Raw genomic sequence first — 21,545 nt, 5'->3', positions numbered from 1 at the left:
ACTGGACCGGAGGCCCCGCCGGGGGCCGAACGGACCGGATCGTTGTAGCGTTCAACCATGCCTGACCTCAGCCGTCGGCGGCGTCTGCTCGTCCTGGCGATCTGCTGCATGAGCCTGCTGATCGTCAGCCTGGACAACACCGTCCTCAACGTCGCCCTGCCCTCGATGCAGCGCGAGCTGCACGCGTCGGTCTCCGGGATGCAGTGGACGATCGACGCCTACACCCTGGTGCTGGCCGCGCTGCTGATGCTCTCCGGCTCGACCGCGGACCGGCTCGGCCGGCGGCGGGTCTTCACGGCCGGACTGGTGGTCTTCGCGTTCGGCTCGCTGCTGTGCAGCCTGGCGCCCGACCTGGGGTGGCTGGTGGTGTTCCGGATGGTGCAGGCGGTCGGCGGCTCGATGCTCAACCCCGTCGCGATGTCGATCATCACCAACACCTTCACCGACCCCCGGGAGCGGGCCCGCGCCATCGGGGTGTGGGGCGGGGTGGTCGGCATCAGCATGGCCGCCGGGCCGGTGATCGGCGGGCTGTTGGTGCAGAACGTCGGCTGGCGCTCGATCTTCTGGATCAACGTCCCGATCGGCGCGCTGGCGCTCTTCCTCACCCTCCGCTACGTGCCGGAGTCCCGCGCACCCCGGCCGCGCCGGGTCGATCCGGTCGGCCAACTGCTGGTGGTCACGCTCCTCGGCTCGCTGACGTACGCGATCATCGAGGCCCCGTCGACCGGTTGGGACTCGGCGGAGATCCTGGGGTTCGTGATGGTGGCGCTGGTCTCGCTGGTCGCCCTGATCGGCTACGAGCGACGGCGCCGGGAGCCGCTGATCGACCTGCGGTTCTTCCACAGCGCGCCGTTCGCCGGCGCCACCGTGATAGCGGTCTGCGCCTTCGCCGCGCTCGGCGGCTTCCTGTTCGTCAACACCCTCTACCTGCAGAACATCCGCGGCCTGTCCGCCCTGGACGCCGGCCTCTACATGATCCCCATGGCCGGCATGACGCTGGTCTGCGCGCCGCTGTCCGGGCGGCTGGTCGGCGGCCGCGGGCCGCGGCTGCCGCTGCTGCTGGCCGGCTGCGCCATGGCGCTCAGCGGCGCCCTCCTCGCGGCCTTCAACACCGAGTCGGCGACCGGCCTGCTGTTCGCCGGGTACGTCCTCTTCGGCATCGGCTTCGGCCTGGTCAACGCCCCGATCACCAATACCGCGGTGTCCGGCATGCCGCGCTCCCAGGCGGGCGTCGCGGCGGCCGTGGCCTCCACCAGCCGGCAGGTCGGGCAGTCCCTGGGGGTCGCGGTGTTCGGCGCCGTCCTGGCGGGCGGGGCGCACGCCGGCGCCAGCCACCCCGAATTCCTGGCCGCCGCCCACCCGGCCTGGTGGATCATCGTCGGCTGCGGCGGCGCCATCTTCCTGCTCGGCGCCCTCACCACCGGCCGTTGGGCCCGCACCACCGCCGAGCGCACCGCGGCCCTCTTCGAGGACGGGACCGCCCCGGACCACAGCCGGGCGTGCGCCGGCTCGTAACGGCACCGGCACGGCACGCCATCGGCCGCCCGGGAGGGCCGCGCTACGGCGCCAGCGCCACGGCCGCCCGGTCGACCGCCGCCCCGGCCCCCCACCCCGTCGCCGTCCCGCTCGCCCTCCGCACCAGTGCGTCCAGCTCCCCCAGTCGCTCCCGGGTCGCCTCGTCGACCGGGGTGTAGCTGAGCATCTTCGAGCCGTGATTGGGCCCCAACCACAGGTTGGTGCTGGTCAGTTGGAGGATGCCAACGACCGGGTGCCGGAAGACCTTGACCGCGCTGGTGGTGCGCTCGACCTCGTGCTGCGCCCATATCCCGCGGAACTCCGGCGACGCCTCCGTGAGCCGGGCCACCAGCGCCTTCCAGCCCGGCTCGGCGAGGTGCTCGGCCATCGAGGCGCGGAACTTGGCGGTCATGGTCCGGACCGTGGCCTCCCAGTCGACCAGGCTGGCCCGCCACCCGGGGTGGGTGAAGGCCAACCACAGGCAGTTGCGGTCCTCTTCGGGCAGCGCGTCCAGGTCGCACATGAGCTGCCCGTAGGCGCCGTTGTAGGCGAGGATGTCGAACCGGCTGTTCTGGATGATGGCCGGATACGGCGCCAGTTGGTCCAGGACCTCGCGCAGCGCCCGGGGTATGCCGGTGCACTCCTTGCCCGGCAACGGGTCGACCGCCCCGGCCAGCGCGAAGAGGTGGCTGCGCTCGGCGCGGTCCAGTTGGAGGGCGCGGGCCACCGCGTCCAGCACCTGGGGGGAGACGTGGATGTCCCTGGCCTGCTCAAGCCACGTGTACCACGTCACGCCCACGGCGCCGAGTTGGGCGACCTCCTCGCGGCGCAGGCCCGGGGTGCGGCGGCGACTGCCGCGCGGCAACCCGACCTGCTCGGGGGTGATCCGCTCGCGCCGGCTGCGCAGGAAGGCGGCCAACTCCGCCCGCCGGACCGCGTCGTCGGCGCGGTGCCCGGCCCCGCGCGGCGGCGCCGTCCCTGCCATGCTCGTCGTGCGCGGCGCCCTGCCACCCGGCCGGGCCGCCGCGCTGGCCCCCGTCGCGTCTACGGTCGCATCCACGGTCATGCGTCCAGCGTGCCGCAGCCCGCAGCCGGTTGCCAGGTAGCGCTGGTACCAGGATAAGGACACTCTGGTACCCGGCTGAGCGGGGCGGGATTCTCGTTCCCGTGAGCGAAACCCCGATAGCGACCGCCGTCCCGGATACCCCGTCCACCGCCGCCCGTCCGCGCCCGGCGGCCGCCCCGCTGCTGACCCCGCTGGGCCTGCTGACCGTCCTCCTGGGCGCGGCCCTGCCGATGATCGACTTCTTCATCGTCAACGTCGCCCTGCCGACCATCGACCGCGATCTGCACGCCGACCCGGCGACGCTGGAGATGATCGTGGCCGGCTACGGCGTCGCCTACGCCACGCTGTTGGTGCTCGGCGGCCGGCTCGGCGACATGGTGGGCCGGCGCCGGCTGTTCCTGTGGGGGCTGGCCGCGTTCGGACTGACGTCGCTGGCCTGCGGGTTGGCCCCGGACGCCGGGACGCTGGTGGCCGCCCGGGTCGCCCAGGGCGCGGCCGCGGCGCTGCTGCTGCCGCAGGTGCTGGCCACCATCCAGGCCGCCACGACCGGCAGCCGGCGCGCCAGGGCGGTCAGCCTCTACGGCGGCACGGCCGGGGTCTCCAGCGCCGTCGGCCAGGTGCTCGGCGGGCTGCTGGTCTCGGTGGACCTGGCGGGCAGCGGCTGGCGCGCGGTGTTCCTGGTGAACGTCCCGATCGCCGCCGTGGCCCTGTTGCTCGCGGCCCGTACGGTGCCCGAGAGCCGCTCGCCGCACCCCAGCCGGGTGGACGTCCCCGGCACCGTGCTGCTCGCCGTCGCGATGGTCGCCCTGCTGCTGCCGCTGACCGAGGGCCGCGCCGCCGGCTGGCCCCTGTGGTCCTGGCTGCTGCTGGCCCTCTTCCCGTTCGCCGCCGGGGCGTTCTTGATGGTGGAGCGCCGCGCGGAGCGCACCGGGCGCACGCCGCTGATCCCGCCCTCGCTCCTGCGCATCCCGTCCGTCCGCAGCGGTCTGACCATGATCGTGCCGTTCTCGGTGGGCTTCGGCGGCTTCATGTTCGTGATCGCGGTCGCCCTCCAAAGTGGGCTGCACTACGGGCCGTTGGCCGCGGGCATGTCCCTCTTCCCGCTCTGCGTCGCCTACTTCCTGGCGTCGCTGGCCGGCCCCCGTCTGGTGCACCGCTTCGGGCGCAAGGTGATCATCACCGGCTCGCTGATCCAGGGGACCGGGCTCGTCGCCCTGGCCCTGACCGTGCACGCGGGCTGGCCCGCCGTCCCGGTCGCGGCGCTCGCCCCGAGCATGACGGTGCTGGGCCTCGGCCAGGGCCTGGTGCTGCCGGTGCTGCTGCGGATCGTGCTGAGCGAACTGCCGGTCACCCAGGCCGGGGTGGGCGGCGGCGTCATGGTCACCACCCAGCAGTCGGGCCTGGCCCTGGGCGTGGCGACGCTCGGCACGCTCTTCCTTGCCCTGCTCCCCTCCGCCGGCATCCGCGACGGGTTCCTCGCCGCCCTGCTGACCCAGTTGGCCATCGTCGCGGGCACCACCCTCCTCGGCCTCCGACTCCCCCGCACCATGCGCTGACGTCGGGCGGGACGGGGCCCATCACCCTCACGAATGACAAATATTGAAATCTGTCAGCCGTCATGCGAAGGTGGATACGGCGACGACGGGCGACCACACCCGCCGTCGCCCCTCCCCACCCCTTCCACCCAGGAGCACGACGTGCAGACCCGCACCCTCGGCACCACCGGCCCGCAGACCTCCGCCCTCGGCCTCGGCTGCATGGGCATGTCCGCCCTCTACGGCGACGCGGACCGCGCCGAATCCCTCGCCACCCTCCACGCCGCCCTCGAAGCGGGCATCACCCTCCTCGACACCGGCGACTTCTACGGCATGGGCCACAACGAGCTGCTGATCAACGAGGCGCTCCGCACCGCCCCCGCCGCCGCCCGCGAAAAGGCCCTGCTCAGCGTGAAGTTCGGCGCCCTGCGCACCGTCGAGGGCGGCTTCAGCGGCTACGACGGCCGCCCCGCCGCGGTGAAGAACTTCGCCGCGTACTCCCTCCAGCGGCTGGGCACCGACCACATCGACGTCTACCGCATCGCCCGCGTCGACCCCGACGTCCCGATCGAGGAGACCATCGGCGCCATCGCCGAACTGGTCGAGGCCGGCCACGTCCGCCACATCGGCCTCTCCGAGGTGGGCGCGGACACCCTCCGCCGGGCCGCCGCCGTCGCCCCGATCTCCGACCTCCAGATCGAGTACTCCCTGCTCTCCCGCGGCATCGAGGACGCGATCCTGCCCACCGCCCGCGAGCTGGGCATCGGCATCACCGCCTACGGAGTGCTCTCCCGCGGCCTGATCAGCGGCCACTTCGCCCGCGACCGCAAGCTGGCCGCCAACGACTTCCGCGGCATGTCCCCCCGCTTCCAGGGCGACAACCTCGACCGCAACCTCGACCTCGTCGACGCCCTCCGCAAGATCGCCGACGAAAAGGGGATCACGGTCGCCCAGACCGCCATCGCCTGGGTCCTCTCCCGCGGCACCGACATCGTCCCCCTCATCGGCGCCCGCCGCCGCGACCGCCTCACGGAGGCGCTCCGCGCCCTCGACGTCACCCTCACCCCCGCCGACCTCACCGCCATCGAACGAGCGGTTCCCGCAGGGGCGGCCGCAGGAGCCCGGTACCCGGAGAACCAGATGGCCCACCTCGACAGCGAACACTGAGCGGAGCGGGCCTACGGCCCGCCGCGCCACGAGGCGGGCCTCAGCCCACGTTGCCGGCTCTCCCGCCGTAGCCGCCTACGGCGGGCGGGGTCCGCTGCCGGTCCGCTTGCGCGGGGCGGATCGAGTCGTCTGGCCCGCTGCCGGTCCGCTGCGCGTGGCGGGTGGGGTTGTTGTCCGCTGCGCGGGGCTGTCGGGGTGCGGTGACGGACCTCCGGGGTGGGTGTGCAGGACTGCTTCGCTTTACGTCCTGCACACCCACCCCTCCGGCCCGTCCCCTCCCGTTGGAGGGTGGTGAAAAACGGTGAGTGCCACGTCCGCCCGGTGGGCCAACTCGGGCCGCTGGGTTGAGTGGTGACCGTCAGAGGACGCCTGAGCTTGAGCGGTGACCGTCAGAAGACGCATGAGCCTGCGTGGTGACCGTCAGAAGACGCATGAGCTTGAGCAGTGACCGTGAAAGGACGCGTGAGCCTGCGTGGTGACCGTCAGAGGACGCGTGAGGCTGAGTGGTGACCGTCAGAGGACGCGTGAGCCTGAGCAGCGACCGTGAAAGGACGCGTGAGGCTGAGCGGTGGCCGCAAGAAGAACACGAGAGCCTGAAGGGTGACCGTCGGTGGACTGGCGGCCCAAGCAACTGGGCGGGGGCGGTGACCGTTAGGCGACCACCATGATCAACCCCCACCCAGAGAAATCCACCCCCACAACGGGAGGGGACGGGCCGGAGGGGGCGGTGTGCCAGACGTAAAGCGAAGCAGTCTGGCATGCCGCCCCCGGAGGCCCGTCACCGCAACCCAACAGCCCCGCGCAGCGGACAACAACCCCACCCGCCCCGCGCAGCGGACCAGACAACTCGCCCCGCCCCGCGCAGCGGACCGGCAGCGGACCGGCTCGCCGCAGGCGGCACGGCGGGAAAGCCACCAACGCGGGCGAGGCCCCGCGCAGCGGCACGGCGGGAAAGCCACCAACGCGGGCGAGGCCCCGCGCAGCGGCACGGCGGGAAAGCCAGCAACGTGGGCAACAAGCCAAGCGCAGCGGATCGGCCCGCGCCGCAGGCGCAAAAGACAGCAACCCGCGCGGCGGGAAAGCCAGCAACGTGGGCAACAGCCGGCCGCAGGCCCACGGTGGGAAAGCCGACAACGTGGGAAGCAAGCCAGTCGCAGACGATACGGTCCATACATAAGAAGAGCACCGCTTTCGTGAAAGGCCAGCCCCTCCCATGCCCCCCGAGACGTTGACGCCCGAGCGGATCCTCGAAGCCACCGAGGAGGTGCTGCGCCGGTATGGGCCGGCGAAGGCCACCGTCGTCGATGTCGCGCGGGCGCTGGGCGTGAGTCACGGCAGCGTGTACCGCCACTTCCGTACGAAGACGGCGCTGCGGGAGGCGGTCACGGCGCGTTGGTTGGACCGTACGAGCCGGGAGTTGGCGGCCATCGTCGAGGAGGACGGCCCCGCCGAGGAGCGGCTGGGCCGCTGGTTGGCCACGCTGTTCCAGGCCAAGCGGCACAAGGCCGGTGACGACCCCGAACTCTTCGCCACGTACATGACGTTGATCGGGGAGAGCGGCGGCGTGGTCGACCGGCACGTCAGTGATCTTGAGGGGCAGTTGGCCGAGATCATCGAGGCGGGCGTCACGGAGGGCGCGTTCCGCGCCGACCCGCCCACCACCACCGCGCACGCCGTCTTCGCCGCCACCGGCCGCTTCCACGACCCCTGTTACGCCGAGGAGTGGTCCCGCCCGGAGATCACCACGGACTTCGAGACGGTGCGGGACCTGGTACTGCGCGGCCTGCGGCAGTAGCCGGCACCCGGGCAACGCACCCGGGCAACGCGAACGCCGGCCGGTCCCCGAAATCGTCGGGGTCCGGCCGGCGTTCACGTTGTGGCCCTACGGGGCGGCGGGGCGGGCCGCGGCCCAACGGCCGTGGCCCGCGCCGCCGTCGTCGGCCACTCCGCCGTCCGGCGGTTCAGCAGCCGAGCAGTCGCGCACCCAGGTAGGACTGGATCTGGTCCAGGCCGACCCGCTCCTGCTTCATCGTGTCGCGCTCGCGCACCGTGACCGCGTTGTCGTCGAGGGTGTCGAAGTCGACGGTGACGCAGAACGGGGTGCCGATCTCGTCCTGGCGGCGGTAGCGGCGGCCGATGGCGCCGGCGTCGTCGAACTCGATGTTCCAGAACTTGCGGAGGTCCGCGGCCAGCCCCTTGGCCTTCGGGGAGAGCTGCGGGTTGCGGGAGAGCGGCAGCACCGCGACCTTCACCGGCGACAGGCGCGGGTCGAGGCGCAGCACCGTGCGCTTCTCCAACTTGCCCTTGGCGTTGGGCGCCTCGTCCTCGGTGTAGGCGTCGAGCATGAAGGCGAGCATGGTGCGGCCGACACCGGCCGCCGGCTCGATGACGAACGGGGTGTAGCGCTCGCCGGCCTCCTGGTCGAAGTAGGAGAGGTCCTGACCGGACGCCTTGGCGTGCGAGGAGAGGTCGTAGTCGGTGCGGTTGGCGACGCCCTCCAGCTCGCCCCACTCCGAGCCGCCGAACTGGAAGCGGTACTCGATGTCAGCGGTGCGCTTGGAGTAGTGGGAGAGCTTCTCCTTGGGGTGCTCGTACCAGCGGACGTTCTCCTCGCGGAGACCGAGGTCGCGGTACCAGTTCCAGCGCTGCTCCATCCAGTACTCGTGCCACTGCTCGTCCTCGCCCGGCTTGACGAAGAACTCCATCTCCATCTGCTCGAACTCGCGGGTGCGGAAGATGAAGTTGCCCGGCGTGATCTCGTTCCGGAAGGACTTGCCCATCTGGGCGATGCCGAACGGCGGCTTCTTCCGGGAGGTCTGCTGGACCTGGGCGAAGTTGGTGAAGATGCCCTGGGCGGTCTCGGGGCGCAGGTACGCGACGGACGCGGTGTCCTGCGAGGGGCCGAGGTGGGTGGAGAGCAGACCGGAGAACTGCTTGGGCTCGGTGAAGCCGCCCTTGTTGCCGCAGTGCGGGCAGTTGACGTCGGCGAGGCCGTTCTCGGGGAGGCGGCCGTGCTTGGCCTCGTACGCCTCCTCCAAGTGGTCGGCGCGGAAGCGCTTGTGGCAGGAGGTGCACTCGGTGAGCGGGTCGGTGAAGGTGGCGACGTGGCCGGACGCCTGCCACACCTCGGGGGCCAGGATCACCGAGGAGTCGAGGCCGACGACGTCCTCGCGGGAGGTGACCATGGCGCGCCACCACTGGCGCTTGATGTTCTCCTTGAGCTCGACGCCGAGGGGACCGTAGTCCCAGGCAGCGCGGGAGCCGCCGTAGATCTCGCTGCAGGGGTAAACGAAGCCACGGCGCTTGCTCAGGCTGACGATGGTATCGATCTTGTCGGCGGCCACGGTGCTCTCTTCAGTACGACGTCGGACGGTGGACAGGGGCGCGGTGCGCCTCGACGAAGGGTGCTGCTCAGGGATCGCGCGAGCGAATAGTTCAGGGTAGCGGCGGGCGTACCCCCCGGACCAAATCGATAAAGGATCGCTTCCGGCCGGTTCTGTTCGGCCTGTGACCTGGCACGCACTTTGTTGACAATCATTTCCATGTTTGTTGAAAATGACTGTCATGAACGTACGCTCCCGAATATCCACCGTGGCCGTCGCCGGAGCCGCGGTCCTCGGTCTCGCGACCCTCGCCGCCTGCTCCCCCAGCGCCTCCGGGCGCTCCGACGACGGCAAGCTGAAGGTGACGGCGTCGTTCTATCCGCTGCAGTTCCTCGCGGAGCAGATCGGCGGCTCGCACGTGGAGGTGTCCAACCTCACCAAGCCGGGCGTGGAGCCGCACGACCTGACGCTCACCGCCAAGCAGACCGCGCAGCTCAGCGAGTCCGGCGCGATCGTCTACCTCAAGGGGCTCCAGCCCGCCGTGGACGACTCGGTCAAGCAGTCCGGCGTCCAGCACATCGCCAACGCGGCGGAGCTGACCCGCACGGAGGTGCACGGCACCGAGGTCGACGGGCACCACCACACCACCGGCGACAACAGCTCGCACTCCGACGCCGAGCCCGGCCAGGACCCGCACGTCTGGCTGGACCCGGTGAAGTTCGCCGAGGTCGCCAAGGGCGTCAACAAGACGTTCGCCGAGGCCGATCCGAAGAACAAGGCCGCCTACCAGAAGAACACCGATGTGCTGGTGGAGAAGCTGGACAAGCTGAACACCGACTTCAAGGACGGCCTGAAGAACCGGACTTCGGACACCTTCGTCACCACGCACGCGGCCTTCGGCTACCTCGCCGAGCGCTACGGCCTGGTCCAGGAGGCGATCAGCGGCCTGGACCCGGAGTCCGAGCCCAGCGCCAACCGGATCAAGGAACTGCACACCCTGGCGCAGTCCCACCACGTCTCCACGGTGTTCTTCGAGACGCTGGCCAACCCGGCCACCGCCAAGACCCTCGCCGGCGACCTGCACCTGAAGACCGATGTGCTGGACCCGCTGGAGGGCATCACCGACAAGTCCCGCGGCAAGGACTACTTCTCCGTGCAGCGCGCCAACCTCGCCGCGCTCCAGAAGGCGCTCGGCGCCAAGTGACCCGCCCCGCGCACCCCGTGCCCACCCGGCACGCCCCGCCCGCCACGACGCACCGCACGACGGAGGTCAGCAGATGAAGGACACCGGCCAGGCCGTCATAGCGGCGACGGCCGAGGAGTCGCCGGACGCGCAGGCGCCGGCGGCCATCGAGCTGCGCGGCGCGACCGCGTCGCTGGGCGCCCGCCCGGTGCTGCGCGGCGTCGACCTGACCGTGCGGACCGGCGAGGTCGTCGCGCTGCTCGGCGCCAACGGGTCCGGGAAGTCCACCGCGGTCCGCTCGGTCATCGGGCAGGTCCCGCTGACCGGCGGCGAACTGGCGCTCTTCGGCACGCCGTTCCGCCGCTTCAGGGACTGGGCGCGGATCGGCTACGTGCCGCAGCGCACCACGGCGGCCGGCGGGGTGCCGGCGACCGTCCGCGAGGTGGTCACCGCCGGCCGGCTGGCCCGCACGAAGCTGGGTTTGCTGCGCAGGGCGGACCGGGCGGCGGTGCACCACGCACTGGAACTGGTCGGGCTGGCCGACCGGATCAAGGACTCCGTCAACGCGCTGTCGGGAGGTCAGCACCAACGGGTGCTGATCGCCCGGGCGCTGGCGGGTGAACCCGATCTGCTGATCATGGACGAGCCGATGGCCGGCGTGGACCTGGCGAGCCAGGAGGTGCTGGCCACCGCACTGCGCGAGCAGGTCGCCCGCGGCGCCACGGTCCTGCTCGTCCTGCACGAACTGGGGCCGCTGGAGCCGCTGATCGACCGCGCGGTGGTGCTGCAGGACGGCTGCGTCGTCCACGACGGCCCGCCACCGGAGGCCGTCGGCCAGCACGCCCTGCCCGGCCACGACCATGCCCACCCGTCGCCCGCCGCCGCCCCAAGTGGAGGTGCTTCGCACCACTGCGTTGGATCGCACGCCGACGCGTCGGCCGAACCGTTCCGAACGGGGCTGCTGAGCTGATGGAACTCCTCAACTACGCCTTCATGCAACGGGCGTTGATCGCCGCCCTGATCGTCGGGATCACCGCCCCCGCCATCGGCATCTACCTCGTCCAGCGCCGCCAGGCCCTGATGGGCGACGGCATCGGCCACGTCGCGCTGACCGGCGTCGGCCTGGGCTTCCTGCTCAACACCAGCCCGGTGTGGATGGCCACCGTGGTCGCCGTCGTCGGCTCGGTGGTGATGGAGCTGATCCGCTGGTACGGCAAGACCCGCGGCGATCTGGCGCTGGCCATGCTGTTCTACGGCGGCATGGCGGGCGGCGTGATGCTGATGAACCTCTCCGACGCGGGCTCCAGCGCCAACCTGGGGACGTACCTCTTCGGTTCGATCACCACCGTCTCGCCGCAGGACATGATCACGATCTATGTGCTGGCCGCCCTGGTGCTGGCGATCACGCTCGGGCTGCGCCGCCAGCTCTTCGCGGTCTGCCAGGACGAGGAGTTCGCCCGGGTCACCGGCCTGCCGGTGCGGCTGCTGAACCTGCTGATCGCGGTCACCGCCGCGGTCACCGTCACGGTCGCCATGCGGGTCGTCGGCCTGCTGCTGGTCAGCGCGCTGATGGTGATCCCGGTCGCGGCCGCCCAGCAGCTCAGCCGCAGCTTCGCGGCGACCTTCGCGACCGCGGTCGGGATCGGCGTGGCGGTGACGCTGACCGGCACCACCACCTCGTACTACGTCGACGTGCCGTCCGGCGCGACCATCGTGCTCTTCGCCATCGTGCTGTTCGTGGGCTTCACGGCGCTGGCCACCCCGCTGGCCAGAAAGCGCGCGCGGGCCGGCGCGACGGACGGTAAGGGGTGCACCCTGGAAGTACCGGGCGGCCGCACCCCCGTCGAGGACGACGTCCGGGTGTGACGGGCGGCGCAGGCACCGCGGTGTGGGACGGCCCGGATGAGGGATACATAGGAGAGAGCGGTAAGCACCGCACCGGGCTCCCGGTCATCACCTGGCACAATGGCCAAACGCATGCGCGGGAGATGTCCTGACGTCCTAGGGAGGCAACGGTGGCGACGAGCGCGGGTTCTCCGGTCCGCGGCCGGTCGACGCGGCAGCGCACCGCGGTTTCGGCCGCACTCGACGAGGTCAATGAGTTCCGCAGTGCGCAGGAGCTGCACGACATGCTCAAGCACCGGGGCGACTCGGTCGGGTTGACCACCGTCTACCGGACGCTGCAGTCCCTCGCCGACGCCGGCGAGGTGGACGTGCTGCGCACCAGCGACGGCGAGGCCGTCTACCGCCGGTGCAGCAGCGACGACCATCACCACCACCTGGTGTGCCGCGGCTGCGGCACGGCCGTCGAGGTCGAGGGCCCGGCGGTGGAGAAGTGGGCGGACCAGATCGCGGCCGAGCACGGCTTCCGCGATGTCGCGCACACCGTCGAGATCTTCGGCACCTGCGGTGAGTGCGCGGCCAAGAAGGACGCGAACGGCTAGGGCGCCCGGCGCGCACACCGCACGCGACCACAACGCCGAACGGGCCGCCTCCCCACACCGGGGAGGCGGCCCGTTCGCCGTCGTCGGAGCGCGCCTTTAGGTGGCCGTCTCGCCCGACTCCAGCGGCGCCGCGCCGAACCGGCGGTCCCGCTTCGCGTACTCCAGGCACGCCTCCCACAGGTTCCGCCGATCGAAATCCGGCCAAAGGATGTCCTGGAACACCATCTCCGCGTAAGCGCTCTGCCAGATCAGGTAGTTCGAGGTGCGCTGCTCACCGGACGGCCGGACGAACAGGTCCACGTCGGGCATGTCCGGGTAGTACATGTACTTCGCCACGGTCTTCTCGTTGACCTTGGACGGGTCCAGCTTCCCGGCCCGCACGTCCGCCGCGATGGCCGCCGCCGCGTCCGCGATCTCGGCCCGGCCGCCGTAATTCACGCAGAAGTACAGCGTCATGGCGTCGTTGTTCTTGGTCTGCTCCTGGGCGACCTGGAGTTCCTGAACGACGGACTTCCACAGTTTCGGCATCCGGCCCACCCACCGGATGCGGATGCCCAGCGCATCCATTTCGTCCCGGCGCCGACGGATCACGTCCCGGTTGAAATTCATCAGGAAGCGGACCTCGTCCGGCGACCGCTTCCAGTTCTCGGTGGAGAAGGCGTAGAGCGAGAGGTTCTTCACGCCCATTTCGATGCAGCCCTTGAGAACGTCCAACACGACGCCCTCACCGACCTTGTGGCCCTCCGTGCGCGGCAATCCGCGCTCCTTGGCCCACCTCCCGTTGCCGTCCATCACGACCGCGACGTGGTTCGGCACGAGCTCGCCGGGGATCTTCGGCGGACGCGCACCCGACGGGTGCGGCTCGGGCGTCTGGTATTCACGTCGGTTGCGCCCCAGAATCCCGCGTACTGCCATGCGCCCCACGTCTCCTATGCAATATCGATGGACGGTGTTGTTCCGGCGGGTGCCGTGCCGTTGTGGCCGAACGGGCGGCCCGGAACCGGACCGGTCCCCCCGCTATTTCTCCACATAGCGGAGGGACCGCAGACCGCGCTCCAAGTGCCAGTGCAGATACGCCGCGACGAGGCCGCTGCCCTCCCGGACATGCCGCGCCTCACAGGTGTCCGCGGTCTCCCAGTCGCCGGTCAGCAGCGCGCCCAGGAGCCCGATGGCCTCTGAGGAGGGTACGACGCTTCCGGGCACCCGGCAGTCACCGCACACCACCCCGCCCGACGCCACCGAGAAGAACCGGTTCGGACCGGGCATTCCGCACCGCGCGCAGGAGTCGAAACTCGGCGCATAACCGTTCACCGCCAGCGAGCGCAGCAGGAACGCGTCCAGCACCAGGTGCGGGGCGTGCTCCCCGTTGGCCAGCGTCCGCAACCCGCCGACCAGCAGCAGGTACTGCTGGACGGCCGGCTCGCCCTCGTGGTCGGTGAACCGCTCGGCGGTCTCCAACATGGCCGTGCCAGCCGTGTAGCGGGCGTAGTCGGTGACGATCGCACCACCGTACGCAGCGATCGTCTCGCTCTGCGTGCACAGCGGCAGCCCGCGCCCGATCAGCTCCCCGCCGCGTGCGAAGAACTGCACGTCCACATGGGAGAACGGCTCCAACCTGGCGCCGAACTTCGACTTCGTCCGCCGCACGCCCCGCGCCACCGCCCGTACCCGGCCGTTGCCGCGGGTGAGCAGGGTGATGATCCGGTCCGCCTCACCCAGCTTCTGGGTGCGCAGCACGATGCCGTCGTCGCGGAACAGAGTCATACGGCCATTCTCGCGCACCACCGGCCCCGCCCGTCCCGCGGCTCGGGCCGCGCCCGTTCACCAGGCCCGCTCCCCGCGACTGCGGGCGTTGGCGTACGCGGTGTCCGCCCGCAGCCGCTCGGCGACGGTGGCGCACCGGGTCGCCTCGGGGGCGCAGTCCCACTCCCGGCCGCCCCCGACCGGCCGCAGCCGGAGGCCGACCCCGGCCCGCCCCACCACCTGCCCGACCCGCCCGTCCCGGACGTCCACGACGTACGCCCCGAACGCCGGGACCACCACCGCCGCCCTCACCGCTCCCCCAACGCCTTGGCCAGCCGACGGGCGGTGTCGGTATTGCAGCGCCCCAATTCCACCAGGGGCGGCATGGTGCGGTGCGCGTACGAAACCGGGTCGAGGCCGAGCGACGGCAAAATGATGCCAGCTCGGGCCAAAGCCTCGCGCAATTCCGTGAGCGCGCTTTCCACTTCGGTCAGTTCTTTCCCCATCGTCACCACTTTCCGCGCCGAGTCTTTTTCACCGTTCGCAGCGAAAGCGTGCCGGCGCGGGGCTAGCCTGGGCAAGCAGGCGAGCGCTGCAACTACCGGGCAGGGATAGGAAGTTAACCATGGCCAACGCCTCACGCCAGGTGCTCTGGGAGTATTGGGGAGCGGAACTCAAGCGCCACCGGGAGAACGCCGGTCTGACGCAGGACATGTTAGGAGAGAAGGTCTTCGTATCCGGCGGCTATATCGGCCAGTTCGAGCAGGCGATCCGCCGCCCCCAACTCGATGTGGCGATCCGCATCGACCAGGTTCTACAAACCGACGGTTTTTTCGAGCGCACGTGGCGCAAGCTGATTGATGATCAGCGGTATGCGGATTACTTCGCGAGAGTCGTGGATCTTGAGCGGCAGGCCACGAAGATCTGCGAGTTCGCGCCGTCGGTGATCCCAGGACTCCTGCAGACGCCCGAGTACGCCCGGACCGTCACCATCGCGGCCAACCCGTTCGTCACCGACGAGTACGTCGAGGAGATGGTTGCAGCTCGTATAGAGCGAGCCGAGATCCTCAACGGCCCGCACCGGCCCGAGTATTGGTGCGTGATCCACGAGAGCACGCTGCGCACCATGGTGGGCGGGCCAGCCGTGATGGCCGGGCAGCTCGACCACCTGGCCCGGCTCGTACGGGAGCGCGGGATCCTGGCGCAGGTCCTCCCGCACGAGGAGGGGGCGTATGCCGCCATGACCGGCGATGTGAGACTCATGGAGTTCGATGATGCGCCGCCAACCGCCTATACAGAGACGGCGTTTTCGGGAACGCTGCTCGACGACCCAGCCGTGGTGAAGCGCGCCCAACGCGCCTACGATCTCATCAGGGCCACAGCGCTTTCACCGAAGGCGTCCCTGGCCCTGATCGAATCAGCGGCGGAGGAATACCGACAATGCGCGAGTGCGACCTGAGCACGGCTCAATGGTTCAAGAGCAGCTACAGCAACGGCGAAGGCGGGAACTGCGTCGAGGTCGCCCGCTGGCGCAAGAGCACCCACAGCGGCCACAACAACGACGACTGCCTGGAGGTCCGCGACGACCTCCCCGGCCTCGTCCCCGTCCGTGACAGCAAGGACCCGCACGGTCCGGCACTGGTCTTCCCGGCCGATGGCTGGACTTCGTTCATCGGCGCGCTCAAAGGCGGCCGTTTCAGGACCGCCTGACCGCATTTCACCCACGAGGTACCCGTGGCCCCGCCGTCCATTCAGGACGACGGGGCCGCATCTCGTTACTGAGCGGTCATCAACAGCTAACGTGACCTTCGGTACTTCTCCGTCCCCGCACGTCAAGGACCCCTGTCGGCGTGTCTAGCGGCAGGTAGCATCCGGTGAGGTTCGGCGGCACGGCAGCCGTGGCGACCGAGACATCCCCGTAAGCCCCCGAACGAGGATCTCGATGACATCCATACCGCAGGCGCTGTTGTGGTGCCTTGGCGCAGGAACGGCCGCCGCCGTGGTGTTGGCGGCGCTGCTGCTCCGCGTGCGCAAGGAGCGCGCCGGACTCAGGACCCGCTTGAGCGCCGCCGAAGAGCACAGCAGCGCCACGCTGCACAACAACACGGAGTTGACCGCCAGAATCCGGGCGACCGAGGTCGAGATCCGGCACCTGGCCGAGGCCCGGCTGCCCGATCTGACGCTGGCGTTGGCGCATCCGCACGTGCCGGTGCGCGGGCTTTCGGACAAACGATTCGCCGGTTCGGAGACCGACCGGGCGCTGGGTGCCGTGCTGGAGCAGGTCAGCTCGGCGATCACCAAGGAGCGCACCCGGGTCGACGCGGCGGCGCAGTCCACGCTGCGCGGCGCGACCACCACCATCCAGGCGCTGCTGTACCAGGTGCAGACCTCGCTGCAGACGATGCAGCACAAGTACGACGACCCGCAGATCGCGCAGGACCTGCTGGACGCGGACTTCGTCAACGAGCAGGCGCTGCGCCGCGTGCAGGCCACCGGCGTGGTCTGCGGCGCCTGGCCGGGCCTGACCCGCGAGGACTCCTACCTCTCGGAGCTGGTGGTCGGCGCCTCGTCGCGGCTGCGCGGCTACGAGCGGGTGCAGATCAGCAACCAACTCCGGGACCCGGTCGCGGTGGTGGCGCGCGCCGTCGAGCCGATCGCGATCACCGTCACCGAGCTGCTGGCGAACGCGCTGCACCACTCGCACCGCGAACTGCCGGTCACCGTCACGCTCCAGCAGGGCAACCGCGGCGCGTCGGTGATCATCGACGACTACGGCGTCGGCATGCACGACGACGAGCTCAAGCACGCGATGGAGCTGCTGGCCAGCAACGACGACCTGTTGCTGACGCAGCTCGGTGACCCGCCGCGGTCCGGATTCGCCGCTGCCGGCCAGTTGGTGCGGCAGTACGGATTCGGAGTGCACGTGGAACCGTCGCCGTACGGAGGGGTCCGAGCCGTGGTCTACATACCGGGCGATCCGCTGTTGACCGTCCTCGACGAGGGCGCGCGTCCGATGTCGGTGATGGCGCCGATGCCGCACCGCGCTCCGGGCGGGCCGCGGGACCGGGTGGCGGCGCCGTCCGCGATGCCGACCGGTGCCAGTGCGCCGGCCACGCCCGCGGGGGCCGCGCCGCTCGCGCAGCCCGCGCCGGTGGCCGAGCGGCCCGCGGAGCCCGTCGCGCCGGCCGTCCCGGCCGCGCAGCCGCTGCCGTCCGTGCCCGAGCAGGCCCAGCAGCCGCGCGCCGAGGGTGAGTTGCCGCGTCGGCGCCGGCGCCGGCCGCAGTCCGAGCAGCCCGAGGACCGTTCGGACACCCTCAACCTGCGCTCTCCGGAGGAGACCGGGTCCCGCTGGGCGGCGCTCCAGCGCGGCACCGAGACCGGCCGGGCGGCCGCGGCCCAACCCGAGCCCGCACAGCCAGACTTCCCGCAGTCGCACGACTTCCAGCAGTCGTCAGACTTCCCGCAGTCCGACTACCCGCGCAGTCCCGAAGGGAACGCCCAGTCATGAACAGCCCCACCCGTCGCCGTGTCACCGAGGACAAGTCCTGGGTGCTGGCTCCCCTGTTGGAGCTGCCGCATGTCGTCCACGCCGCCGTCATCTCCGGCGACGGCTTCATCGAGGGGGCCTCGCCGGGGCTGTCGCGGGAGGCCGCGGAGGGCGTCGCGGCGATGATGTCGGCGCTCCAGGGCGCCGGGCGCGCGGTGACCGCGGCGTTCGCGGAGAAGGACGACGCGCGGCTGCGGCAGACGGTGATCGAGTCCGAGGAAGGTTTCGTTTTCGCGATCCCGGCGGGGGAGAACACCTGCCTGGCTGTTTTCGCCGATCCGGAGGTGAATATGGGCGTCGTCGCGCACCACATGCAGATCCAGGTGACGACCCTGGGCAAGAAGGTCATGAACAGCCCGGCTCGGGACCTCGGTAGCCAGGCATGACGCCGCGCCAGAGCAGCGGACGACGTCTCGTACCGGCCTATCTGGCGACCGGCGGACGCGCCCGTCCGAGCCGCAACACGTTGGACCGGCTGACCGTGCTGATCAGCGTGGACATGCCGATCACCAGTGAGGTACGCCCCGAAGAGCACCGGATCCTGGAGCTGCTCCAGCCCGGCGCGCTGACTCTGGCCGAGGTGGCCGCCCACCTTCACCTGCCCGTGAGCGTGGTGAAGGTGCTGGTGGCCGACCTCGTCGATGCCGGGCGCCTGCACGCCCGAGTCCCCATACCCGAAGCCGAGCAATTCGACCGGCAGATCCTGGAGAGGGTTCTCGATGGACTCCGCTCTCTCAAGTCCTAGCGCCGGCGCCGGGACCGACCGCATGTACCTCTCCGGCGCGGACCAGACGCTGGTGAAGCTGTTGGTCGCCGGCCCGTTCGGGGTCGGCAAGACCACCCTGATCCGCGCGCTGTCGGAGACCCCGCCGCTGCACACCGAAGAGGTGATGACGCAGTCCGGCGCGCTCGTCGACGACCTCGCCGGCGTGCGGGAGAAGACCACCACCACCGTCGCCATCGACTTCGGGCGGCTGACGCTGCCCGGGGACCTGGTGCTGTACCTCTTCGGCACGCCCGGCCAGAAGCGGTTCCGCCCGCTGTGGCAGGACATCGCCCGCGGTGCGCTGGGTGCCCTGGTCCTCGCCGACACCCGCCGGCTGGCGGACTCGTTCGAGGTGATGGACATCATCGAGGAGGCCGGGCTGCGCTACGCGGTCGCGGTCAACACCTTCCCCGACGCCCCGCAGTACGACGTGGACAGCCTCCGCGACGCGCTCGACCTGCACCCCGACACCCCGTTGGTGCTGTGCGACGCGCGCGACCGGGACCAGTCCGTCGACGCGCTGATCGCGCTGGTCCGCCACGTCCTGGCCCACACGCCCGAGGAGACCTTGAACCCGTGACTTCCCCGCACCAGCCGGGCGCCGCCCCGCCGCCGTCCCGCCCCGGGCAGGGCTTCCCGCCACCGGAGGCCGCCGCCCCGCCGGGCTGCCCGGCGCACGCGCAGGCGCCGGCACCACCGGACCCGCACGCGCATGTGCGGCTCTACGGCCCGGACTTCGCCGCCGACCCGCACAGCGTCTACGCGCGGCTGCGGCAGTACGGGGCGCTGGCGCCGGTGGAGATCGCGCCCGAGGTGACCGCGCTGCTGGTGACGGACTACCGGGCCGCGCTGGAGCTGCTCAACGACGACAGCACCTGGTCCAAGGACTCCCGGGCCTGGATGCAGACCGTCCCGGCGGACTCCCCGATCCTGCCGATGCTGGGCTGGCGGCCCAACGTCTTCTTCAACGACGGTGCGGCGCACGTCCGTTACCGCGACGTCATCGTGGACAGCTTCAAGCTGGTCGAGTCGCACGAGCTGCGGGCCCGGGTGCACCACGCCGCGGACACCCTGATCCGGCGCTTCGGCGACCGCGGCGAGGCGGACCTGATCGCGGAGTACGCGCGGCTGATCCCGCTGCTGATGTTCAACACCCTCTTCGGGCTGCCCGATTCCTACAGCGACCGGCTGATCGCGGCCATCGCGGGGATGCTGGAGGGCAATTCGCCGGAGGAGGCGACGGCCGCCAACGAGGCGTACACGCAGTACATCATGGAGCTGGTCGGCGCGAAGAAGGCCGAGCGCGGACCGGACCTCACCTCGTGGTTCATGGACCACCCCAACGGTCTGAACGACGAGGAACTGATCCACAACATCATCCTCGTGATGGGCGCCGGCAACGAGCCGCTGGCCAACCTCATCGGCAACGCGCTCGCCCGGATGCTCTCCGACGACCGTTACTACCACACCGTCTCCGGCGGCGCGCTGACCGTGCACGACGCCATCAACGAGGTGCTGTGGAACGACCCGCCGCTGACCAACTACTCCGCGCACTACCCGGTCCGGGACGTCTTCTTCCACGGCACCTGGGTGCGCGCCGGCCAGTTGGTGATGGTCTCCTACGCGGCGGCCAACAGCCAGTTCGACACCACGGCCACGCACGGGCCGGGGTCGGGCAGCGGATCGCACCTGTCCTGGGCGGCCGGTCCGCACGCCTGCCCGGTCAAGCGGCACGCGCTGCTGATCGCCGTCACCGCGATCGAGCGGCTCACCGCCTGGCTGTCGGACATCGAACTCGTCGGCACGCCCGACGCGTTGACGTGGCGCAACGGGGCCTTCCACCGGGCCCTGGCCGCCCTCCCGGCCCGTTTCACCCCCATCACCCCGGATCAGGCAGGAGCCACGCCATGGCACAACAGCGAGAGCAGACCTTCGTCATCGACCCCGCCGGAACCGACATCCACGGCGAAGGAGCCCGCCTGCGCGCACTAGGCCCGGCCGCCCGGATCGAACTTCCCGGTGGCATCAGAGCCTGGGGCGTCACCGGTCACGCCCTGCTCAAGCAACTCCTCACCGACGACCGGGTCTCCAAGAACCCGCGCGACCACTGGCCGGAGTGGCAGCGCGAGGAGATCCGCGGCAGTTGGCTCCAGTCGTGGATAGGCGTGACGAACATGTTCACCGCCTACGGCGCCGACCACCGCCGGCTGCGGAAGCTGATCGCCCCGGCGTTCACCGCGCGCCGCACCGACGCCATGCTGCCCCGGGTGGAGCGGATCACCGAGGACCTGCTGGACGGGCTGGCGGCGCGCCCGGCGGGCGAGGTCGTGGACCTGCGGCAGTCCTTCAACCTCCCGCTGCCGATGCAGGTGATCTGCGAGCTGTTCGGCTACCCCGAGGGCGAGCCGCGCGTCGAACTGGCCCGCGTCATCGCCGAGATCATGGACACCACGGCCACGCCGGAGCAGGCCACCGCGACCTGGTTGGCGGTCAACAAGCTGCTCGGCTCCCTGGTGGCCGCCAAGCGCGCCGAGCCCGCCGAGGACCTGACCAGCGCGCTGGTCGCGGCCCGCGACGACGAGGGCCAGGCGATGACCGAGCAGGAGCTCCTCGACACTCTGCTGTTGGTCATCGGCGCCGGCCACGAGACCACCGTCGACCTGCTGGGCAACGCGGTGTACGCGCTGCTGACCCACCCCGACCAACTGAAGCTGGTGCGCGACGGCCAGGCGTCCTGGAACGACGTCATCGAGGAGACGCTGCGCTGGACGCCGAGCATCGCGAGCCTGCCGCTGCGGTTCGCGGTCGAGGACATCGAGCTGCCGCACGGCGAGGTGATCCGCACGGGCGAGGCGATCCTGCCGATGTACGCGGCGGCCGGCCGGGACACCGAGCAACACGGCCCGGACGCCGCCGCGTTCGACCTCCGGCGCGCCGACCAGGAACACCTGGCGTTCGGCCACGGGGTGCACCACTGCATCGGCGCCCCGCTGGCCCGCCTGGAGGCCCGCACCGCCCTCCCGGCCCTCTTCGCGCGCTTCCCGGACATGCAACTGGTCGTCCCCGACGAGGGGTTGGCCCCGGCGGGCGGCTTCATCGCGGGCGGACTGGCGAGCCTGCCGGTGCGGTTGACGCCGTGAGGCGTCCGCGACCGGTCCCTACAGCCCGGTTGTAGTCCGGCCAGCGGGCTGAACGACGCATCACCCGCCCGACGTTCGACGCCCCGCGTCGCCCCCGGCTCGTAGCCGGCGGCGAC

General features: G+C 70.9%; 22 protein-coding genes. 16 read left to right on the top strand and 6 right to left on the bottom strand.

Annotated elements, in window-relative coordinates; translation table 11 throughout:
• The first annotated feature begins 57 nt into the window (after positions 1-57).
• Positions 58-1,515, top strand: coding sequence for an MFS transporter (locus PV796_RS25980; RefSeq protein ID WP_274915800.1), 1,458 nt, complete (start codon positions 58-60; stop codon positions 1,513-1,515).
• A 43-nt stretch (positions 1,516-1,558) separates the two neighbouring features.
• Here PV796_RS25980 and PV796_RS25975 read toward each other — a convergent pair whose 3' ends face one another.
• Positions 1,559-2,500 carry a helix-turn-helix transcriptional regulator gene (locus PV796_RS25975; protein WP_274919249.1) on the bottom strand — a complete coding sequence of 314 codons (942 nt, stop codon included), beginning with the start codon at positions 2,498-2,500 and terminating at the stop codon, positions 1,559-1,561.
• Between the two features lie 182 nt (positions 2,501-2,682).
• Between PV796_RS25975 and PV796_RS25970 the strand changes: the two genes are divergently transcribed.
• From PV796_RS25970 to PV796_RS25960, 3 genes are all read left to right on the top strand, one after another.
• Positions 2,683-4,137, top strand: a complete 1,455-nt coding sequence (locus tag PV796_RS25970; protein ID WP_274915799.1) for an MFS transporter — start codon at positions 2,683-2,685, stop codon at positions 4,135-4,137.
• A 141-nt stretch (positions 4,138-4,278) separates the two neighbouring features.
• Positions 4,279-5,283, top strand: a complete 1,005-nt coding sequence (locus PV796_RS25965) for an aldo/keto reductase (protein ID WP_274915798.1) — start codon at positions 4,279-4,281, stop codon at positions 5,281-5,283.
• 1,213 nt (positions 5,284-6,496) lie between these two features.
• Positions 6,497-7,078 carry a TetR family transcriptional regulator gene (locus PV796_RS25960; RefSeq protein WP_274915797.1) on the top strand — a complete coding sequence of 194 codons (582 nt, stop codon included), beginning with the start codon at positions 6,497-6,499 and terminating at the stop codon, positions 7,076-7,078.
• Between the two features lie 166 nt (positions 7,079-7,244).
• On the opposite strand, the gene PV796_RS25955 is transcribed toward PV796_RS25960, so the two are convergent.
• Positions 7,245-8,627: a glycine--tRNA ligase gene (locus tag PV796_RS25955; protein ID WP_274915796.1), complete on the bottom strand. Its 1,383-nt coding sequence runs from the start codon at positions 8,625-8,627 to the stop codon at positions 7,245-7,247.
• A gap of 220 nt (positions 8,628-8,847) precedes the next feature.
• Between PV796_RS25955 and PV796_RS25950 the strand changes: the two genes are divergently transcribed.
• The 4 genes from PV796_RS25950 (at position 8,848) to PV796_RS25935 (ending at position 12,233) form a co-directional block, all read left to right on the top strand.
• Positions 8,848-9,810, top strand: a complete 963-nt coding sequence (locus PV796_RS25950) for a metal ABC transporter substrate-binding protein (RefSeq protein WP_274915795.1) — start codon at positions 8,848-8,850, stop codon at positions 9,808-9,810.
• Positions 9,811-9,883: 73 nt separating this feature from the next.
• On the top strand, positions 9,884-10,759 hold the full coding sequence (locus tag PV796_RS25945) for a metal ABC transporter ATP-binding protein (protein ID WP_274915794.1): 876 nt from the start codon (positions 9,884-9,886) through the stop codon (positions 10,757-10,759).
• Positions 10,759-11,655: a metal ABC transporter permease gene (locus PV796_RS25940; RefSeq protein ID WP_274915793.1), complete on the top strand. Its 897-nt coding sequence runs from the start codon at positions 10,759-10,761 to the stop codon at positions 11,653-11,655. The genes PV796_RS25945 and PV796_RS25940 overlap by 1 nt, the downstream gene beginning before the upstream one ends.
• 149 nt (positions 11,656-11,804) lie before the next feature.
• The gene (locus PV796_RS25935; RefSeq protein WP_274915792.1) at positions 11,805-12,233 is read left to right on the top strand and encodes a Fur family transcriptional regulator; all 429 of its coding nucleotides are present in this window, start codon (positions 11,805-11,807) and stop codon (positions 12,231-12,233) included.
• Positions 12,234-12,329: 96 nt separating this feature from the next.
• Here the strand turns inward: PV796_RS25935 and PV796_RS25930 are convergent, their stop codons facing one another.
• The 4 genes from PV796_RS25930 to PV796_RS25915 form a co-directional block, all read right to left on the bottom strand.
• Positions 12,330-13,148, bottom strand: a complete 819-nt coding sequence (locus PV796_RS25930) for an isoprenyl transferase (RefSeq protein WP_274915791.1) — start codon at positions 13,146-13,148, stop codon at positions 12,330-12,332.
• A gap of 102 nt (positions 13,149-13,250) precedes the next feature.
• Positions 13,251-13,997 carry a DNA repair protein RecO gene (recO, locus tag PV796_RS25925; RefSeq protein ID WP_274915790.1) on the bottom strand — a complete coding sequence of 249 codons (747 nt, stop codon included), beginning with the start codon at positions 13,995-13,997 and terminating at the stop codon, positions 13,251-13,253.
• Between the two features lie 57 nt (positions 13,998-14,054).
• Positions 14,055-14,288 carry a hypothetical protein gene (locus tag PV796_RS25920; protein WP_446750629.1) on the bottom strand — a complete coding sequence of 78 codons (234 nt, stop codon included), beginning with the start codon at positions 14,286-14,288 and terminating at the stop codon, positions 14,055-14,057.
• Positions 14,285-14,482: a hypothetical protein gene (locus PV796_RS25915; RefSeq protein ID WP_274915789.1), complete on the bottom strand. Its 198-nt coding sequence runs from the start codon at positions 14,480-14,482 to the stop codon at positions 14,285-14,287. The genes PV796_RS25920 and PV796_RS25915 overlap by 4 nt, the downstream gene beginning before the upstream one ends.
• 119 nt (positions 14,483-14,601) lie before the next feature.
• Here PV796_RS25915 and PV796_RS25910 point away from each other — a divergent pair, with 119 nt between their 5' ends.
• From PV796_RS25910 to PV796_RS25875, 8 genes are all read left to right on the top strand, one after another.
• Positions 14,602-15,435, top strand: a complete 834-nt coding sequence (locus tag PV796_RS25910; protein ID WP_274915788.1) for a helix-turn-helix domain-containing protein — start codon at positions 14,602-14,604, stop codon at positions 15,433-15,435.
• Positions 15,417-15,686 (top strand): DUF397 domain-containing protein, encoded by a 270-nt coding sequence (locus PV796_RS25905; protein WP_274915787.1) that lies wholly within the window; start codon positions 15,417-15,419, stop codon positions 15,684-15,686. The genes PV796_RS25910 and PV796_RS25905 overlap by 19 nt, the downstream gene beginning before the upstream one ends.
• Positions 15,687-15,918: 232 nt before the next feature.
• Entirely contained in the window at positions 15,919-17,484 is a 1,566-nt protein-coding gene (locus tag PV796_RS25900) for an ATP-binding protein (RefSeq protein ID WP_274915786.1), read from the top strand.
• Positions 17,481-17,909, top strand: a complete 429-nt coding sequence (locus PV796_RS25895; RefSeq protein ID WP_274915785.1) for a roadblock/LC7 domain-containing protein — start codon at positions 17,481-17,483, stop codon at positions 17,907-17,909. Before PV796_RS25900 ends, PV796_RS25895 begins: the two co-directional genes overlap by 4 nt.
• Complete coding sequence (locus PV796_RS25890; RefSeq protein WP_274915784.1) at positions 17,906-18,268, top strand: DUF742 domain-containing protein; 363 nt, start codon at positions 17,906-17,908, stop codon at positions 18,266-18,268. Before PV796_RS25895 ends, PV796_RS25890 begins: the two co-directional genes overlap by 4 nt.
• Positions 18,243-18,869 carry a GTP-binding protein gene (locus tag PV796_RS25885; RefSeq protein WP_274915783.1) on the top strand — a complete coding sequence of 209 codons (627 nt, stop codon included), beginning with the start codon at positions 18,243-18,245 and terminating at the stop codon, positions 18,867-18,869. The genes PV796_RS25890 and PV796_RS25885 overlap by 26 nt, the downstream gene beginning before the upstream one ends.
• Positions 18,866-20,281: a cytochrome P450 gene (locus PV796_RS25880; protein WP_274915782.1), complete on the top strand. Its 1,416-nt coding sequence runs from the start codon at positions 18,866-18,868 to the stop codon at positions 20,279-20,281. The genes PV796_RS25885 and PV796_RS25880 overlap by 4 nt, the downstream gene beginning before the upstream one ends.
• Positions 20,197-21,429, top strand: a complete 1,233-nt coding sequence (locus PV796_RS25875; RefSeq protein WP_274915781.1) for a cytochrome P450 family protein — start codon at positions 20,197-20,199, stop codon at positions 21,427-21,429. The genes PV796_RS25880 and PV796_RS25875 overlap by 85 nt, the downstream gene beginning before the upstream one ends.
• The last annotated feature ends 116 nt before the right edge of the window (positions 21,430-21,545 follow it).

Origin of the sequence: Streptomyces sp. WZ-12 (assembly GCF_028898845.1) — a bacterium.
GTDB lineage: Bacteria > Actinomycetota > Actinomycetes > Streptomycetales > Streptomycetaceae > Streptomyces.
The sequence above is the reverse complement of the archived record's forward strand: the minus strand, read 5'-3'. Positions and strand labels throughout refer to the sequence as shown.